We start from the raw sequence: 17447 nt of genomic DNA, 5'->3' as shown, positions 1-17447 counted from the left end.
TTCGCCCCATCCGGGTCGCCTTCTTTGCCTACTTTCTTGGCGAGACAAGAAAGTAGGTCGCCTCCCCGCAGGGGAGGTGAAACTGCCTTTGACTTTCAGCTTTTGACCTTGAAGTTTGAAGTTAAGCAGTTGCAGTCAAATTCAACGACTTAAGATCAAAAGCAACTGCGGTTTCACCACCCATACGGCCCTGGCACACCTTCACGGCTCGCTTCGCATCGCGCTGGGGTGTTCCCCGCCTGGGGGCGGGTCACACGGCTTCGACGAATGGGTGCGATGTGTCATCGCACGGTTGCAGTGCGAGTTCACTCACATGGGTGACAGGGGTGACCATTCGAGGCCTGGGTCGTTCAGGCCTCGATTTCGTCAGATTTCCAGGTTGTCGATCAGCCTTGTCGCGCCGAGTTTTGCTGCGGTCAGGATGACCAGCGGTTCGCCTGCTACGTATTCTTCGCGGGTGGGTGCTTGCAGGTCTACGCGCTTGCGGATGGATACGTAGTCGGGTTGCCAGCCGCGGGCTTGCAGGGCGGCCTTGGCGCTGGCTTCGATGGCGGCGAGGTCGGCGCTGGCGCTGTTGGCGGCCAGGACGGTGTCGCGGACTTCGTGCAGCGTCTTGTAGAGCACCGGGGCTTCGGTGCGTTCGTCGGGCGTGAGGTAGCGGTTGCGCGAGGACAGGGCTAGGCCGTCTTCGGCGCGCACGGTTTCGGCGGGGATGATGTCGATCGGCAGCGCGAACTGGTGGACCATGCGGCGCACGATCATCAGTTGCTGGTAGTCCTTCTTGCCGAACACGGCGACGCGCGGCTGCGCGCACGACAGCAGCTTCATCACTACCGTGCACACGCCCTTGAAGAAGCCGGGTCGGAATTCGCCTTCCAGGATGTCGCCCAGGTCGTGCGGCGGCTCCACGCGGTATTCCTGCGGCTCCGGGTACATGTCACGCTCGGTGGGCGCAAACAGCACGTAGACGCCTTCCTTTTGCAGCTTCTCGATGTCGTCCTGCAGCGTGCGCGGGTACTTGTCGAAATCCTCATTGGGACCGAACTGCAGCCGGTTGACGAAGATCGACGCGACCACCGGGTCACCGTGCTGGCGCGCCAGGCGCATCAGCGACAGGTGCCCTTCATGCAGGTTGCCCATGGTCGGCACGAAGGCCGCCCGGTTCTGTCCGCGCAACTGGTCCCGCAACTCGTGAATGGAGGAAATGACTTTCATGAAGTTGGTGTGCTGGTCGTGGTAGGAGTGCCCCGGGGCGATGTGCGCCGGGAGGCCGGTCCGGTGCTCTAGGTGGCGCCGATTGTCGGCGGATTGTAGAGCATGTGGCCCGAGGCGGGCGGCGCCATTGGTGCGGCTTAGCTGGGAATGTACGCCAATCGCACATAAATCGGCGCGAAGGGTTCGGCCTGGGTGATCTCTACCAGGGCTTCGCGCGATAGCTCAAGCATGGCGATGAAGTTGACCACCACCACCGGCACGCCCTTGCCGGAGCGCACTGCGTCTTCAAAGAGTTCGCTGAACTCCATGAAGCGGGAATGCTGCAGGCGGCGCAGGATGTGGCTCATGTGCTCGCGCACGGAGAGTTCCTCGCGCGAGATCTTGTGGTGCTGGTTGAGCTTGGCGCGCTTGATCACGTCGGCCCACGCGGCTTGCAGGTCGACCACTTCCACATCGGGAAAGCGCGGCGCAATGCTCTGCTCGATGTAGACCTGGGAGTGCAGGAAATCGCGCCCGAGCTGCGGCACCTGGTCGATGCGCATGGCCGCCAGCTTCATCTGCTCGTATTCGAGCAGGCGGCGGACCAGTTCGGCGCGGGGATCCTCTTCTTCGTCGTCGCTGTCGGATTTTTTCACGGGCAGCAGCATCCGCGACTTGATCTCGATCAGCATGGCGGCCATCAGCAGGTACTCGGCGGCCAACTCAAGATTGCTCTTGCGGATCTGCTCGATATACGTGAGGTACTGGCGCGTCACTTGCGCCATCGGAATATCGAGGACGTTGAAGTTCTGCCTGCGGATCAGGTAAAGCAACAGATCCAGCGGCCCTTCGAACGCTTCCAGGAAGATTTCCAGCGCATCCGGCGGGATGTACAGGTCCTGCGGCAGCTTGAACAGGGGCTCGCCGTACAGGCGCGCGAACGCCATGCCGTCGACGGCGGCCGGCGTGGAATCCCGCTCGGGCGTCACGCTGGACAGCTCGATTGCTGGCTTGAGCTTGTCCTGCTCGCTCTGGTTCATCTAGGGGCGCTCGCTCGGGTGGGGCGGGTGCGGCTTTAGTCCAGCGAGTAGACGTACGGCTTTTGCGCCACGCGCGAGGCGTCGGCACGGGCACGTTCTTCGAGGTTGATCGGGCTCTTGTCCCACAGCAGGGCGCGGCCCTGGCGTTGTTCCGCTTCCAGGGAAGGGCGCTCGTCCTTGAGCGACTTCAGGAACTGGGTGATATCCGATTCGTAGGCAGCCATGGCGGGAAACAGGGTGAAATTAACAAACAGCGAGGATTTTACCGTATCGGCGGGCCTGGTAACGGGATTGCGCGCGATTCTGCCGTTTCCATCCCGTGCCCTTGCGTTCGGCGACGGTTGTGGTGGCGGTTGTGGTGACGGTTGCGGCGGTCTTTTTGGCGGCGCCGGACAGGCCGGCCGCGCGGGTGTGGTCAAATATCGACTTTGCGTGACGTGCACCAATCGATGAGGATGGATCCAGGGAACCCGCGCACCATGCCCGCCGGCCTTGCCGCCCCTGCCGGCGGACTGCCGGTGGCGCCGGCCGTGCTGCGCCGCCTGGTGCGCCCGCTGCTGGCGGCCCTGGCGCTATCCGCGGGGCCCGCCGCCGCCGCTTATAAAGTCGAGGTGGATGCGCCCAAGCCGATCAAGGAAATCCTGCAGGACCACCTGGACCTGTCGCGCTACCGTACCCGCGACGATATCTCGCCCGACCAGTTCAACTACATGGTCGAGACGGTTGGCGAGCAGGTCCGCCAGTTCACCTCCACCGAAGGCTATTTCGATCCGCAGACCACCACCAAGGTGGACGGCAGCGGCGACGAGCGCACCGTGCACATCACGGTGGATCCGGGCGCGCGCACGGTGATTCGTGCGGTGAACGTGGGCGTGAGCGGCCCGGCCGTCAGCCAGTCGCCGGAGCAGATCGCTGAAATCCGGGCCAAGTGGGATCTGCCGGTGGGCGCGCCGTTTCGCCAGGCGGACTGGGACAAGGCCAAGGAAGATGCGCTGGTGGCGCTGCAGAGCCATACCTACTACGGCGCCCGCCTGACCGGCTCGCAAGCCCGCATCGAGCCGGACGAGCACGCGGCGGACCTGAGCGCGCGCTTTGCCAGCGGCCCGGCCTACAGCATGGGGCGGCTGAAGATCAGCGGGCTGCGGCGCTATCCCGAGCAGATCATCCGCAACGTCAATCCGCTGTATGAGGGCGAGCCGTACCGCGTGGAGCGCTTGCTGGAATTCCAGCGCGCGATCCAGAACCAGCCGTACTTCTCCAATGTGCAGATCGACCTTGGCGAGCAGGAAACGACGGCCGAGGGCAAAGTCACCGAAGCGAGCACCGCCATCAGCGCCGAGCCAAAAGTCGACATGAACGCCGACAAGGTGACCGTGCCCGTGTATGTCCGGGTGCGCGAGTATCCCGTCCATCGGCTCTCGTCGGGCGTGGGCTATACGACCGATACCGGCGCCCAGGTCGAAGGGCGCTACGCTTACTACAACCTGTTCAACCGTGCCTGGGTGTTCGACTCGCAGGCGCGCATCGAGCAAAAGCGCCAGTACGCGTTCGGCGAGATCGCGATGCCGCCGGATAGCAAGACGTACCGCAATAGCGCCTACGCCAGCTACGAACGCACCATCGACCTGGAAAGCACCGACCTGACCAGCCTGCGCACGGGCCTGAAGCGCTCCCGCTCGCGCGAGAAGTACGACACCACCATGTCGCTGGACTATTACTACGACAAGCTCCAGCCCTTCGGGCAGGACAGCCAGCTCAGCCGGGCGCTAGTGCCCGCCTTTGCCTGGACGCGGCGCGACGTGGACAACCCGGTGTTCCCGCGTCGCGGCAACGTCATCAGCACGCAGGTGGGCGTGGCCGCCAAGCACATGCTGAGCGACGAAACCTTCTTCCGCCTGTACGGGCGTATCCGCCAGTACGTGCCGGTGGGCAAGCGCGACCTGGTGGTGGCCCGGCTGGAGCTGGGCGCGGATATCACCAACGGCGACGTCACCAAGGTCCCGGCCTCGCTGCGCTTCAGGGCGGGCGGCACGGATTCGATCCGGGGCTACGGCTATCAGTCGATCGGCACCCGCAACGGCGCCAGCGTGCTGCCGGCCAAGTACCTCGGCACCGCGAGCCTGGAATACCAGTACTGGTTCCTGCATGACTGGGGCGCCGCGATCTTCTGGGACGTGGGCACGGCCACCGACAACCTGACGGGCGTCAAGCTCTACAACGGCGTGGGCATTGGCGCGCGCTGGCGCAGCCCGGTGGGGCCGGTGCAGCTCGACGTGGGCTACGGCATCCAGGCAAAGCAGTTCCGCCCGCATATCTCGCTGGGAGTCGCGTTCTGATGATCGTTCCGACCACGGCGATGCGGCCCGGCCGCCAGCACGGCGACCTCAATCAACGCAGCTGCAGGGCATTTGCCGCATGAGCATTCCCGACATGCCTCCCGTCCCCGCTCCCGGCGATGTTCCGCCCGGGCCGGCGCGGCCGCGCCGCATGCGCTTCGGGCGCTGGCTGGCGTGGTGCGCGGTGGTGCTGCTGGCGCTGGTGCTGGCGGGGGTTGCGGCGGCGGTCCTGGCCTTGCGTACGGAGGCCGGCACGCGCCAGCTATGGTCGCTGGCCACGCGCCTGTCCGCAGGCGCTTTGTCAGGCAAGCTGGAAGGCGGCACGGTGGCCCACGGCCTGCGGCTGCGCGATGTGGTGTTTGCCAGCGGCGGGACCCGGGTGACGGTCGACCGTGTCGACGGCAGTTGGGCGTTGAGCTGGTCACCGACCCGCTTGCATGTCAGCTCGCTGCGCGTTGGCGCCGTCACGCTGCGCTTGCCGCCGTCACCGCCTGACAGCGCGCCCGCCACCTTGCCCAAATCGCTCGACCTGCCATTGGCGCTGGACGTGGATACGCTCACGCTGGACCGCCTGGCCTGGCTGCAAGGGCCGCCGGCCACGCCCAGCGAGATGGTGTTCAGCGACCTGGCGGGCTCGCTGCATTCCGACGGGCAACGCCACCGCGTCAGCGTGGAGCGGCTGGTCACGCCGTACGGCAAGCTGGCCGCCAATGCGCAGATCGCCGGCCAGGCGCCGTTTGCGCTGAACGGCGCCGCGCTGCTGGAGGGCAGCTGGCAGAAGGAATCCTTCAGCATCAGCGCCCATGTGAGCGGCTCGCTTGCCGCCCTGCGCGCGCAAGCCGAAGCCAGCGGCGATCGCCTGCGCGGCCGTGCCGAGGCGGACCTGACGCCGTTTGGCAAGGTCCCGTTCACCCATGTGCTGGTCAACGGCGAGCACATCAATCCGCGCTTGTTCAGCCCGTCGGCGCCGCGCGCCAATCTCTCCGTGCAGGTTGAGTTGCGCCCGGTGGATGGCGCGGCCGCACCGGCGCCGGCCGCGGCGGCCAGCGCCCCGGCGGCATCGGCAGCGGCAGTTGCCACCCCCGCCTCCGCGCCCGCTGCCAAGCCTGGCAGCGCCCACGACAGCGCGCCCCTGCGCGTGGCGGGCGACGTGCGCATCGTCAACCACGAAGCCGGCAAGCTCGACGCCGAGCGCCTGCCGGTGGAATCGGTGCAGGCGCATATCGAGGTCAGCGAGGCGGCGCAGACGGTGCGCGACCTGCACGTGGCGCTGGCTGGCGGCGGCGAGATCCGCGGCGGCGGCGCGCTGCGCGATAGCCGCGGCGGCTTCGACCTCGACGTGCGCAACCTCGACCCGCAGGCCCTCTATGGCAGCCTGAAGCGCGTGCGCCTGTCCGGGCCGGTGAGCTTGCGGATGGAGCCCGGCCGCCAGAGCGTGGCGCTGGATCTGGCCGGCGGCGAGTACAAGCTTTTCGCCGACGCGCACATGGACGGCGAGGCGGTCACGGTGACCTCGCTGCGCGCCGGCATCGGCGCAGGCACGCTGAACGCCGACGGCAAACTGTCGCTCAAGGACGAGCAGCCCTTCACCTTCAAGGGCAAGCTGACGAATTTCGACCCGGCGCGCGTCGCCGAGGTGGCGGCGGGCCGCATCAATGCGGACTTCACCACCAGCGGCACGCTAGCGCCTGGGCCGCGCGTGGCGTTGGACTTCGCGGTGCGCGACAGCGTCTATGCGGGGCTGCCGATGCGTGGCGAGGGCAAGCTGCGCCTGGACGGCGAGCGCTTGCTGCCGAGTCAGGCCACGCTCGAGATGGCGGGCAACCAGGCCCAGCTCAATGGCAGCTTTGGCGCGCGCGGCGACCGCCTGAAGCTGCACGTGGACGCGCCCCAGCTCGACCGGCTCAAGTTCGGCGTGGCCGGCGTGCTCAAGCTCGACGCGGACATCACCGGCACGCTGGCGCGGCCCGAGATCGTGGCCAGCTATGACGCGAAGTCGCTGGTGGTCGGCCCGCACCACGTGGCCAGCGCCAGCGGCAGCGCCGAGTTGCGCGGGGGGCTGAACGGCACGCTCGCGCTGAAACTGAATGCCCGCGACTATCGCGGCCCGGTCGCCACGCTGCGCACGCTCGATGCCACGCTCAGCGGCACCCAGGCCAGCCACACCTTCGACCTGAAGGCGGCCGGCGCGTTGCACGACAAGCCGATGCAACTCGCCTTGTCGGGGCAGGGCGCCTGGCAGGGGGTGGCCGGCTGGAAGGGCACCATCCTCACCCTGGAGGAGCGCGGCACGGTCAACGTGCGGCTGATCGCACCGACGCAGCTGCAGGTGGCGGACCAGCGCGTGCGCCTCGGCGTGGCCGGCTTGCAGTTCGAGCGCGCCCGCGTGACTGTGGATAGCTTCGATTTCGACCACGGCCGCATCCGCACCCAGGGCAACCTGGATGGCCTGCAGATGGCCAACGTGCTGCGCCTGGCCGAGGCCTTGACCGGCGAAGCGCCGCCGGTGCGCTCGGACCTGGTGCTGGACGGCCGCTGGAGCATCACGCTGGCCGAGACCGCCTCAGGCTTTGCCGAGCTGCGCCGGCGCAGCGGCGACGTCTCGGTGAGCGCCGGGCGGGGCTACACCACGCTGGGCCTGGGCGAATCCGTGCTGCGCGCCGAGTTTGCCGGCAGCCGCATCAACCTGAGGGGCGGCATCCAGGCCGCGCGGGTCGGCAAGGTGGTGGTCGATGCGTCCGCCGGGCTGATCCAGGAGCAGGGCCTGATGACGGTGACGCCGGCGTCCACGCTGGCGGGCAAGGTCGCGCTGGATGTGCCGAAGATCAAGTCGCTGGAGGCGCTGAGCGGCCCGCAATACGCGTTCGATGGCAAGCTGGCGGCAGTCCTGCAGCTGGCGGGCACCGTCGGGCAGCCCCTCGTTACCGGCACGATCGACGGCACCGGCATCGCCATTACGCTGTACGACGAGGGCATCCGGCTGACCGATGGCATCGTGCACGTGGTGCTCGACCAGAACACCATCGAGCTCAAGCAGGTGGAGTTCCGTGGCGGCGACGGCAAGATCGTGGCCACCGGCAATGTGAAGCTGGGCGACACCGATCCCAACCTGACCGGCAAGATCGTGGCCGACAAGCTCCAGCTCTTTGCCAGCCCCGAGCGCACGCTGATCATTTCCGGCGATGCCAGCATTGCCAATGAGAACCGGCAGATCGTGATCCGCGGCAAGTTCCGCGTGGATCGCGGCTTGTTCGACCTGCCCAAGGCCGGCGCCCCGGAGCTGGGCGACGACGTGGTGGTGGTGCGCCGGCGCGACCAGCGCGAGATCAAGACCGCGGCCACGCCGGTGCCGGAGGCCAAGCCGGCCAGCCGCTTCAGCCCGCTGATCGACCTCACGCTCGACCTTGGCGACAATTTCCGCTTCCGCGGCGCTGGCGCGGACCTGCGCCTGGGCGGGCAGCTTGGCGTGCGCAGCGCGCCGCTGACGCCGCTGCGCGCCACCGGCACCATTCGCGTGACCGACGGCACCTATGAAGCGTTCGGGCGCAAGCTCAACATCGAGCGCGGCATCGTCAATTTCAACGGGCCGGTGGACAATCCCAACCTCAATATCCGCGCCATGCGCCGCAACCAGGAGGTGGCGGCGGGGGTGGAGGTGACCGGCACGGTACGCCTGCCGCGCGTCAAGCTGGTGTCCGAGCCGAATATGCCGGAGGAGGATAAGCTGTCATGGCTGATGTTCGGCTACGGCGCGGAAGGCGCCGCGGCCGGACAGCAGCAGCAACTCAGCGCCGGGGCCCTGGGCGGTGCCGCGCTGGGCATGCTGGGCGGGCGCGCGGGCAAGGGGATCGTGCAGCATCTGGGCATCGACGAGTTTTCGATCGGGCCCAGCACGGCCGGCCTTAACGACCAGCAGGTGGTCAGCGTGGGCAAGGCCGTGACCGAGAAGATCTCGGTGGGCTACGAGCAGAGCCTGACCAGCGCCAGCAATGTGGTCAAGCTGACCTGGGCATTCTCGCGGCGCTGGTCGCTGATTGCCAAGGGCGGCTCGATCAACGGGCTTTCGGTGCTGTTCAACCGCCGCTTCGACAGTTGGGGTAATTTGTTCACGGGCGCGTCCAACCGCGCCGGAACCGCGAGGAGCCAGACCGATGCCAGCCAGGATACCGACAGCATTGCAACGGACGCAGCGCCGGCCAGCAAGCCGGGCGGCGCCGCCTCGGACGCGCCCGCGCCTGCGCGGCCCTGAGGCGCGCAGCGCCTTGATTTGCGTGCCCCCCACCTCCGCCACTGCCGCGTCTTATCGACGCCTTGCCGCCATGGGACTGATTTCCTCCGTGCTCGCCCTGTTCGGGTGCGACCAGCAAAAGGTCGACGAAGCCATGAAGAAGGCGGGAGACACCGCGCGCGCCACCTGGAACTCGGTCAAGCCCGACAGCCAGCTCTTCAAGGGCATCGTGGTGGGCGAGTCCAGCGAGGAAGACGTGCGCCGCCAGGCCGGGCGCCCGGAGATCACCTGGGAAGAAGAGGACGGTGGCCGTCGCCTGGAGTACCCGCGCGGCCCGGAGGGCGCCACCACCTGGATGGTGACGATCGGCGCCGACGGCACGGTGCGCGCCATCGAGCAGGTGCTGACCGCGGAGAACTTCGCGCGCGTGCGCGCTGGCATGAGCCGCGACGATATCCGCCGCCTGGTAGGCAAGCCCACCAAGGTGGAAGCTTTCGCGCTCAAGAAGGAAGAGGTGTGGGGATACCGCTGGTGGGAAAGCTCGCAGGAGAAGGCGTTCTTCAACGTGCATTTCAACGCCGACGGCAAGGTGACGCACACCTCGCGCAGCGACGAGAAGCTGCAGGGCGGTTAGCCGGCGGCGGCGGTCGCGGTTGCCACCGCCGCGACTGCCGATGCGCTTAGGCGATGCGCTTAGCCGATGCGCATGCCCGGCACCGCGCCTTCGTGCGGCTCCAGGATCCAGAGCCCCGGCGTGGCCTTCTCATCCGCTGCCGATGCGGCCAGCACCATGCCCTCGGACAACCCGAACTTCATCTTGCGCGGGGCCAGGTTGGCCACCATCACGGTGAGCTTGCCCACCAGCTGTTCCGGCGTGTAGGCCGACTGGATGCCGGAGAAGACATTGCGGGTCTTGCCTTCGCCCAGGTCCAGCGTGAGCTGCAGCAGCTTGCTCGAGCCTTCCACCTTCTGGCAGTCCACGATCTTGGCGACACGCAGGTCGATCTTGGAGAAGTCGTCGATGGTGATGGTGTCGGCGATAGGCTCGATCGATGCGCCGCCAGCGTCCGCTTCACCGGCGGGCGCGGTGGCCTGCAGCGAGTCGCGGTTGGCGGCCAGCAGCGCATCGACCTGCTTGGCATCCACGCGCGTCATCAGGTGCGAATATGGCTGCACCGGGCGCGAAGCCGACAGTTGCTTGTCGATCGCGCGCCAGTCCATCGGCTCCACATTGAGGAAGCGCTCCACGCCGGCGGCCATCTGCGGCACCACCGGCTTGAGGTAGACGGTGAGCAGGCGGAAGGCTTCCAGCGAGACCGAGCAGGCCGCGTGCAGGGCCGCGCGCTTGCTTTCGTCGCGTGCCAGCTCCCACGGCTTCTCCGTGTCGACGAAGGCGTTCACCGAATCCGTGAGCTCCATCACCAGGCGCAGCGCCTTGCTGTACTCGCGGCCTTCATAGAACTGCGCCACCTGCGGCGCGGCTTCGCGCAGCTGCTTGAGCAGCGGATGGGCCAGCGCGGCCTCGTCCACCACGCCGTCGAAGCGCTTGACCAGGAAGCCGGCGGCGCGGCTGGCAATGTTGACGTACTTGCCGATCAGGTCGCTGTTCACGCGCGCGATGAAGTCATCGAGGTTCAGGTCGAGGTCTTCCATGCTGGCGTTGAGCTTGGCGGCGAAGTAGTAGCGCAGCCATTCCGGGTTCATGCCGGTGTCGATATAGCTCTGCGCGGTGATGAAGGTGCCGCGCGACTTGCTCATCTTGGCGCCGTCCACCGTCAGGAAGCCGTGCGCGAACACGTTGGTGGGCGTGCGGTAGCCCGAAAAGCGCAGCATCGCCGGCCAGAACAGCGTGTGGAAGTACAGGATGTCCTTGCCGATGAAGTGGTACTGCTCGGCGGTGGAGTGCGGGCCCACCCAGGCGTCGAAGTCGATGCCCTTCTTCTCGGCCAGGTTCTTGAAGCTGGCGTAGTAGCCGATCGGCGCATCCAGCCACACATAGAAATACTTGCCGGGCGCGCCGGGAATCTCGAAGCCGAAGTAGGGCGCATCGCGCGAGATATCCCAGTCAGACAGGGTGGAGGCCTCGCCTTCGGCGCCCAGCCATTCCTGCATCTTGTTGGCCGCCTCCGGCTGGGCCAGGTCGGCCACCCACTCGCGCAGGAAGGTTTCGCAGCGCGGGTCGGACAGCTTGAAGAAGTAGTGCGCGGAGGACTTGCGCACCGGCGTGGCGCCGGACACCACCGAGTACGGGTTTTTCAGGTCGGTGGGCACGTAGGTCGTGCCGCAGACTTCGCACGAGTCGCCGTACTGGTCCTTGGCGCCGCACTTCGGGCACTCGCCCTTGATGAAGCGGTCCGGCAGGAACATGTTCTTGACCGGGTCGTAGAACTGCTCGACCTCGCGCTCGGCGATCAGGTCCTCGGCTTTCAGCGACAGGTAGATCTTCTCGGAGAGCTGCTTGTTCTCCTCGGAGTCGGTGCTGTAGTAGTTGTCGAACGACACCATGAAGCTGTCGAAATCGCGCTTGTGCTCGGTCCACACGCGATCGATCAGTTCCTTGGGCGTAATGCCTTCCTTCTCGGCCCGCAGCATCACCGGGGTGCCATGCGTGTCGTCCGCGCCGACGTAGTAGACCTCGTTCGCCATCATGCGCTGGAAGCGCACCCAGATGTCGGTCTGGATGTACTCCACCAGGTGGCCGATATGGATCTGGCCGTTGGCGTAGGGCAGGGCAGAAGTAACGAGGATGCGACGTGCGGTCATGGAAAAATTGCCGGTCAGGAGGGGGTTGGACGGTAAGGCGGGGGCGTCGCCGCCAAAGTCGGGCGGGCACCGTGAGAGGGCTATTCTAACAAGCGGGGCGGCGAGCGCGTGCACTGCTCAGGGGCGTGGCGCGAAGAGAGGGCTTTGGCTGGTGGTTAGTGACGCAAAGCGCACTCAGTAAGCTGGGGACAAAAAAAGCGCCGGTCAGAGCCGGCGCAGCTTTCCACAACGGAAAAGGAGGAGAAATCAGGTACCGCCCGGGAGGTCAGCCACCCATCGCGAGCCAGCAACGGTGACAAGCGGTACCTATTTCTATGACCGCATCATCTCTGAATTGGTTTCAAATAAATTTCGACCCGGCGATTTTGTGTGCGTCCGGCCTCGGTGGCGTTGTCCGCGACCGGCTGGGTCTGGCCTCGTCCTTCAGCTGCCAGGCGGGGCCGGGCAACGCCTCGGTCACCCAGGTAGGTCGCGACGCTCTGGGCACGGCGCTGCGACAGTTGCATGTTGTAGTTCGGGTTGCCGGTGCTGTCGGTATGGCCCACCACGGTGGCGGAGACGTCTTGTTGCTGGGCAAGGGTCTGCGAGACCTGGTCCAGCACCGAGCGGAACGACGGCTTGATGCTGGCGCTGTCTGTATCGAAGGTCACCTGGCTCGGGATGTTCAGCTTGAGCGAGCCGTCCGGCTGCTCGGTGATCTGCGTGCCCGTGCCCGCGGTGTCCTTGCTCAGCTTGCCGCGGATCGCATTCCAGTTGTAACCCGTGGCCCCGCCCAGGGCCCCGCCAACCGCCGCGCCGACGAGCGTGCCGGTGGTATTGCCGCCGATCAGGTTGCCCAGGCCGGCGCCCACTGCAGCGCCCACGCCGGTGCCGACCGCGGTCTGGGTGCCTTGTTCCGTGGCGCAGCCGGCGGCAAGGGTGGCCACAACGGCAAGGCTGACAAGCTTGAGTTTCATGCTTTCTCCTTCAGGACGAATTTTTTGGCTGTTTGGAAGTGGTGCGTGCAATACCACTAGAAATAACGCGGAAGACACGTGAATACAAGGCCCTGGACCGTATTCGCCGGGCTTGCGTTCCTGGCGCACTACAATAAGGAGATGATGCCGGGTGCACAAGCCTGTTGCTGTGACAGTTGTAAGTGCGTGTAATTCCACGTGCGGATCATGGGCTTGCCATCCTCGCGCTACCCTTGCGCTGCACTTCGCTCATACTTTGATACAGTACGCGCCTTCCCCATATTCCCATATTCAGTAGCGGAGATTGTCTTGAGCCTCACCGTCGACCAGGTTACCGAAGTCCTGCGCACCGTGATCGACCCCAACACGGGCCGGGATCTGGTGTCCACCCGTTCGGCTCGCAATGTGCGGGTCGAAGGCGGCGATGTGTCGCTGGAAGTGGAGCTGGGTTATCCCGGCAAGAGCCAGCTGGAGCCGATCCGCAAGCAGGTGGTGGATGCGCTGCGCCAGTTGCCCGGTGTGACCAATGCCAGCGTGGCCGTCAGCATGAAAATCGTGGCCCACGCGGTGCAGCGCGGCGTCAAGCTGCTGCCGGGCGTCAAGAACGTGATCGCCGTGGCGTCGGGCAAGGGCGGGGTGGGCAAGTCCACCACCGCCGTCAACCTGGCGCTGGCGCTGTCCGCCGAGGGCGCCCGCGTGGGCATGCTCGACGCCGACATCTACGGCCCCAGCCTGCCCATGATGCTGGGCATCGATGGCCGCCCGGAGTCGTCCGACGGCCAGACCATGGAGCCACTCGAAGGCCACGGCCTGCAAGCCAACTCGATCGGCTTCCTGATAGAGCAGGACAACCCGATGGTGTGGCGCGGCCCGATGGTGACCTCGGCGCTGGAGCAGTTGCTGCGCCAGACCAACTGGCACGATCTCGACTACCTGATCGTCGACATGCCCCCGGGCACCGGCGACATCCAGTTGACCCTGTCGCAGAAAGTGCCGGTGACGGGTGCTGTAATCGTTACTACGCCGCAAGACATCGCCCTGCTGGATGCCAAGAAGGGCCTGAAGATGTTCGAGAAGGTGGGCATCCCCATCCTCGGCCTCGTCGAAAACATGGCCGTCTACTGCTGCCCGAGCTGCGGCCACGTCGAGCATATCTTCGGCGAAGGCGGTGGCGAGAAGATGTGCGAGGACTACGGCGTGGACCTGCTGGGCAGCATGCCGCTGAACCGCTCCATTCGTGAGCAGGCCGACTCCGGCCGCCCGACCGTGGTGTCCGACCCCGACAGCCCGATCGCCGAGCTGTACCGGGCCATGGCGCGCAAGGTGGCTGTCAAGGTGGCCGACCGCGCCCGCGACATGACCAGCAAGTTCCCCAGCATCGTGGTGCAAAACACCTGATCCCCATGGACACGCCAGCCGACTTCGCTGCAGGCAACCCGGCCCCCGAGGCCGTGCCCGCCGGGCGGCCCGGCGTGACCATGGCCGTGGTGATGCGCCGCGTGCCGCTGGCCAGCCGCTGGCAGCCCTGGAAATGGGAGCTCGATGCCGTGCTGCCGGATCTTGGCGAGTTCGGTGCCGTGCCCCACTGCCTGGCGCAGGACGAACACGGCGCGCGCTGGCTGTACCCGGGCTACGCCGTCACGCTGTTCCGCGACGAGGCCGAGGGCTATTACCTCAACCTCACTTCGACCGCGCCCTGCTGGTTCGTGCTGTGGCGCATGGCAGAGGAGGACGGACAGGCTGCCGTGCCCACGTCCAGCGACGGCGAGCCGCTGCCGGTGCCGGTGACGGTGACACTGTCCTACAACGAGGCCGGACGCTGGCTCGATGCCGGGGAAACCGTCGAGAACGTGCCGCTAGCCCCTGAGCAGCTTGAGTGGCTGCAAGCCTACGTGGCGCAGCACTACCGCCCCGAACCCAAGAAACGCCGCCGCCCGGAATCGTTCAAGGCGCCGCAGGACCGGGCGCGCAACTGATGCAGGCAGGTCCGATATGAGCGATGCTTCCTTCCTGTCGCGCTGGTCCCGCCGCAAGGCCGCGGCGCGTGAAGGGCAGCCGCTTGCGCCCGAGCCGGCGCCACCCGTGCCGGCTGATCCGCCTGTGCCCGTTGTCCAGCGGCAGGCGGAACCAGCCCCGCCGGCGGAGCCACTCCCCACGCTCGCCGACGCCGCCTTGCTGCAGCCGGGCGACAGTATTGCGCGCTTCGTGGCGCGCGGCGTAGACGAAACCGTCAAGCGCGCCGCGCTCAAGACCCTGTTTGCCGATCCGCATTTCAATGTGATGGACGGGCTCGACACCTATATCGACGACTACGGCAAGCCCGACCCGATTCCCCTCGACGTGCTGCGGCGCATGCGCCAGTCCGAGACGCTGGGCCTGTTCGCGCCGACCGACGACGAACTGGCTGCCGCGCGCGCGGCAGCACAGGCGGTGGATGCGCCCGCCGCGGCGGTGCAGCATGCGGAGCAGCCAACCTCGGACCAGCCCGCGGCGCTGGAGTCCTCGCACGCCGTGCCGCCTGAAATGCAGCCGCACGCGCCAGTTGCCGCCGATCCCGATTTACCCGGCATGGCGCGCCAGCCTGACGATTCGGCCCCAGGCAAACACGCGTAGCCGCTGCCGGCGCGGGGGCCTACAATGGGCTTCCCCCCACAATTCGCCAGCCGCAAGACTCCTTAAAAAAGGGGCATCCAGGCCGGCCAGCCGCATTCGCCATGCCGACGCTGATTTGCAATTGCAACGACACCATGCCGCTTGACGGGGCGGCCTTGTCGGGTAAGGGTTCGACCCCGGCAGAAGGCACCAGCCCACCGCTCAAGGTCCACCATCTGCTGTGCCGCCGCGAGATCGGCGACTTTACCGCCGCGCTCGACGGCACGGACGACGTCATCGTGGCCTGTACGCAGGAGCGCGCACTGTTTACCGAGGAGGCTGCCCGGCGCCAGGCCGATGGCACCATGACGGCGCCGGTGCGTTTCGTCAATATCCGGGAAACCGGCGGCTGGTCGCAGGGAGCGCGCCGCGATCCCAAGACCGTCAACGCCAAGATCGCCGCGCTGCTGGCCGCCGCCGCGCTGCCCGATCCGGAGCCGGTACCCGTGGTGGACTACCACTCGGGCGGCGCCGTGCTGATCCTCGGGCCTGCTTCGCGCGCCATGACCTGGGCCGGCAAGCTCGCCGAATCCGGCCTGGACGTGTCGGTGCTGCTGAGCGGCGCCGGCGAGGCCATGGGTGCAGCCACCCCGCCTGCCTCACGGGCCTTCCCGGTGCACAGCGGCAAACTGGTCAAGCTGGGCGGCTGGCTTGGCGCCTTCGAGGCAAGCTGGGAGACCGGCGCCGGGCGCGGCAACCCGATCGATCTCGATCTCTGCACACGCTGCAACGCCTGCATCGAGGCCTGCCCCGAAGACGCCATCGATTTCAGCTACCAGATCGACCTGGACCGCTGCCGCTCCCACCGCGCCTGCGTGAAGGCTTGCGGTGCGGCCGCCGCGATCGATTTCGAGCGCCCGCTCAAGACCGCCACCGAGCACTTCGACCTGATTTTCGACCTGGCCGATACGCCGGCCTTCACCATGCACTCGCCGCCGCAGGGCTACCTGTACGCCGGCGCGGATGCGCTGCGCCAGCACTCGCAGGCACTGGCCCTGGTCCAGATGGTGGGCGAGTTCGAGAAGCCGAAGTTCTTCCAGTACAAGGAGAAGATCTGCGCGCACGGCCGCAATAAGATCACCGGCTGCACGGCCTGCATCGATATCTGCTCCACCCAGGCGATCCGCTCGCAGTGGCATGACGGGCGCGGCCGTATCGAGGTCACGCCAAACCTGTGCATGGGCTGCGGCGCCTGCACCACGGTGTGCCCGACCGGCGCCATCAGCTACGCCTATCCCAAGCCGGACTACCTCGGCGAGCGCCTGCGCACCCTGGTCTCGGCCTACCGCGCGGCGGGCGGCCGCGATGCGGTGCTGCTGCTGCACGGCGAGGAATACGGCAATGCGCCCATCCTGGCGCTGGGCCGCGCCGCGCGCGCGGGCCAGGCGCGCGGCGTGCCGCCCAATGTGATTCCAGTTGGCCTGTTCCACCCGGCCGCGAGCGGACTCGAGCTGTGGCTGTCGGCCATTTGCTGGGGCGCCAGCCGTGTCGCCGTGATGCTCACGGGCGACGAAGCGCCGCAATATCGCACGGCGCTGGCCGGGCAGATGGCAGTGGGGCAGGCCATCCTGGCAGGGCTTGGCTACGATGGCGAATACCTGTCGCTGGTGGATGGCCCCGATGCCGCCACGCTGGACGCGCAACTGGCGCCATTGAGCGCGCCCGGCGCTGGCCGCGCAGCGTTCCCCCCGGCGGCCTTTCACGCCGCGGCCGCCAAGCGCGAGACGCTGGATTTCGCGCTGGATCACCTGGTGCGCAACGCGCCGCGCCCGCAGGCCAGCGTGCCGCTGCCGGCCGGCGCGCCGCTGGGCGCGGTGGCGGTGGATACCGGGCGCTGCACCCTGTGCATGGCCTGCGTCGGTGCTTGTCCCTCGCAGGCCCTGCGCGATAACCCCGAGCGTCCGGTGCTTGGCTTCCTGGAGCGCAACTGCGTACAGTGCGGCCTGTGCGAGACCACCTGCCCGGAAGATGCCATCACCCTGGTGCCGCGGCTGCTCACCGGCGAAGACGCGCGCCGCACCGTGACGCTGGCCGAGACCCAGCCCTTCCATTGCATCCGCTGCGCCAAGCCGTTTGGCACCGCCCAGATGGTGCATGCCATGCTGGCCCGTCTGGCGGACCACCCGGCGTTTGCCGGCGAGGCCGCCGAGCGCCTGAAGATGTGCGGCGATTGCCGCGTGGTGGATATGATGGAAAAGAGCAGCGGCGCCTCCAGCGGCACCGCCGTGCAGTAGCCAAGCCCTGTGGGACGCAAGCTGCCTTGCCGCGTGCGCGGCAA

At 67.1% G+C, this 17447-nt stretch carries 13 protein-coding genes; 8 read left to right on the top strand and 5 right to left on the bottom strand.

Annotated features, from left to right (window positions below; genetic code table 11):
• Positions 1 to 366: 366 nt before the first annotated feature.
• From panC to ACYP5B_RS45615, 3 genes are all read right to left on the bottom strand, one after another.
• Positions 367 to 1215, bottom strand: a complete 849-nt coding sequence (gene panC / locus ACYP5B_RS45625) for a pantoate--beta-alanine ligase (RefSeq protein WP_318238342.1) — start codon at positions 1213 to 1215, stop codon at positions 367 to 369.
• Positions 1216 to 1352: 137 nt separating this feature from the next.
• A complete protein-coding gene (locus ACYP5B_RS45620) occupies positions 1353 to 2234 on the bottom strand; it encodes a segregation and condensation protein A (protein WP_459573974.1) in 882 nt (293 codons plus the stop codon).
• A gap of 35 nt (positions 2235 to 2269) precedes the next feature.
• Positions 2270 to 2458 (bottom strand): DUF3460 family protein, encoded by a 189-nt coding sequence (locus ACYP5B_RS45615; protein ID WP_006160566.1) that lies wholly within the window; start codon positions 2456 to 2458, stop codon positions 2270 to 2272.
• A gap of 13 nt (positions 2459 to 2471) precedes the next feature.
• On the opposite strand from ACYP5B_RS45615, the gene ACYP5B_RS45610 reads away from it, so the two are divergent.
• The 4 genes from ACYP5B_RS45610 to bamE all read left to right on the top strand — a co-directional run bounded on the left by ACYP5B_RS45610 (position 2472) and on the right by bamE (position 9432).
• Entirely contained in the window at positions 2472 to 2687 is a 216-nt protein-coding gene (locus tag ACYP5B_RS45610) for a hypothetical protein (RefSeq protein WP_459573973.1), read from the top strand.
• Between the two features lie 26 nt (positions 2688 to 2713).
• The gene (locus ACYP5B_RS45605) at positions 2714 to 4570 is read left to right on the top strand and encodes an autotransporter assembly complex protein TamA (protein WP_459573972.1); all 1857 of its coding nucleotides are present in this window, start codon (positions 2714 to 2716) and stop codon (positions 4568 to 4570) included.
• 79 nt (positions 4571 to 4649) lie between these two features.
• Entirely contained in the window at positions 4650 to 8819 is a 4170-nt protein-coding gene (locus ACYP5B_RS45600; RefSeq protein WP_459573971.1) for a translocation/assembly module TamB domain-containing protein, read from the top strand.
• A gap of 70 nt (positions 8820 to 8889) precedes the next feature.
• Positions 8890 to 9432, top strand: coding sequence for an outer membrane protein assembly factor BamE domain-containing protein (bamE, locus tag ACYP5B_RS45595; RefSeq protein WP_318231901.1), 543 nt, complete (start codon positions 8890 to 8892; stop codon positions 9430 to 9432).
• 59 nt (positions 9433 to 9491) lie between these two features.
• Here the strand turns inward: bamE and metG are convergent, their stop codons facing one another.
• Together metG and ACYP5B_RS45585 are read right to left on the bottom strand one after the other, a co-directional pair.
• Positions 9492 to 11561, bottom strand: coding sequence for a methionine--tRNA ligase (metG, locus tag ACYP5B_RS45590; protein ID WP_400093636.1), 2070 nt, complete (start codon positions 11559 to 11561; stop codon positions 9492 to 9494).
• A 323-nt stretch (positions 11562 to 11884) separates the two neighbouring features.
• On the bottom strand, positions 11885 to 12517 hold the full coding sequence (locus tag ACYP5B_RS45585; RefSeq protein ID WP_267604094.1) for an OmpA family protein: 633 nt from the start codon (positions 12515 to 12517) through the stop codon (positions 11885 to 11887).
• Between the two features lie 309 nt (positions 12518 to 12826).
• Here ACYP5B_RS45585 and apbC point away from each other — a divergent pair, with 309 nt between their 5' ends.
• The 4 genes from apbC (at position 12827) to ACYP5B_RS45565 (ending at position 17403) form a co-directional block, all read left to right on the top strand.
• Positions 12827 to 13915 (top strand): iron-sulfur cluster carrier protein ApbC, encoded by a 1089-nt coding sequence (apbC, locus tag ACYP5B_RS45580; protein ID WP_267604093.1) that lies wholly within the window; start codon positions 12827 to 12829, stop codon positions 13913 to 13915.
• Positions 13916 to 13920: 5 nt separating this feature from the next.
• On the top strand, positions 13921 to 14493 hold the full coding sequence (locus ACYP5B_RS45575) for a DUF3305 domain-containing protein (RefSeq protein ID WP_318231898.1): 573 nt from the start codon (positions 13921 to 13923) through the stop codon (positions 14491 to 14493).
• 16 nt (positions 14494 to 14509) lie between these two features.
• On the top strand, positions 14510 to 15130 hold the full coding sequence (locus ACYP5B_RS45570; RefSeq protein ID WP_459573970.1) for a DUF3306 domain-containing protein: 621 nt from the start codon (positions 14510 to 14512) through the stop codon (positions 15128 to 15130).
• Between the two features lie 101 nt (positions 15131 to 15231).
• Positions 15232 to 17403 carry a 4Fe-4S binding protein gene (locus tag ACYP5B_RS45565; RefSeq protein ID WP_459573969.1) on the top strand — a complete coding sequence of 724 codons (2172 nt, stop codon included), beginning with the start codon at positions 15232 to 15234 and terminating at the stop codon, positions 17401 to 17403.
• Positions 17404 to 17447 lie beyond the last annotated feature (44 nt).

It is taken from the genome of Cupriavidus sp. 8B, from assembly GCF_054589115.1.
This window is presented reverse-complemented; position numbering and strand designations above follow the sequence as displayed.

Coding starts and splice junctions, on each gene's coding strand:
- panC (WP_318238342.1), bottom strand. CDS start 1,215: ATGAAAGTCATTTCCTCCATTCACGAGTTGCGGGACCAGTTGCGCGGA.
- ACYP5B_RS45620 (WP_459573974.1), bottom strand. CDS start 2,234: ATGAACCAGAGCGAGCAGGACAAGCTCAAGCCAGCAATCGAGCTGTCC.
- ACYP5B_RS45615 (WP_006160566.1), bottom strand. CDS start 2,458: ATGGCTGCCTACGAATCGGATATCACCCAGTTCCTGAAGTCGCTCAAG.
- ACYP5B_RS45605 (WP_459573972.1), top strand. CDS start 2,714: ATGCCCGCCGGCCTTGCCGCCCCTGCCGGCGGACTGCCGGTGGCGCCG.
- ACYP5B_RS45600 (WP_459573971.1), top strand. CDS start 4,650: ATGAGCATTCCCGACATGCCTCCCGTCCCCGCTCCCGGCGATGTTCCG.
- bamE (WP_318231901.1), top strand. CDS start 8,890: ATGGGACTGATTTCCTCCGTGCTCGCCCTGTTCGGGTGCGACCAGCAA.
- metG (WP_400093636.1), bottom strand. CDS start 11,561: ATGACCGCACGTCGCATCCTCGTTACTTCTGCCCTGCCCTACGCCAAC.
- ACYP5B_RS45585 (WP_267604094.1), bottom strand. CDS start 12,517: ATGAAACTCAAGCTTGTCAGCCTTGCCGTTGTGGCCACCCTTGCCGCC.
- ACYP5B_RS45575 (WP_318231898.1), top strand. CDS start 13,921: ATGGACACGCCAGCCGACTTCGCTGCAGGCAACCCGGCCCCCGAGGCC.
- ACYP5B_RS45570 (WP_459573970.1), top strand. CDS start 14,510: ATGAGCGATGCTTCCTTCCTGTCGCGCTGGTCCCGCCGCAAGGCCGCG.
- ACYP5B_RS45565 (WP_459573969.1), top strand. CDS start 15,232: ATGCCGACGCTGATTTGCAATTGCAACGACACCATGCCGCTTGACGGG.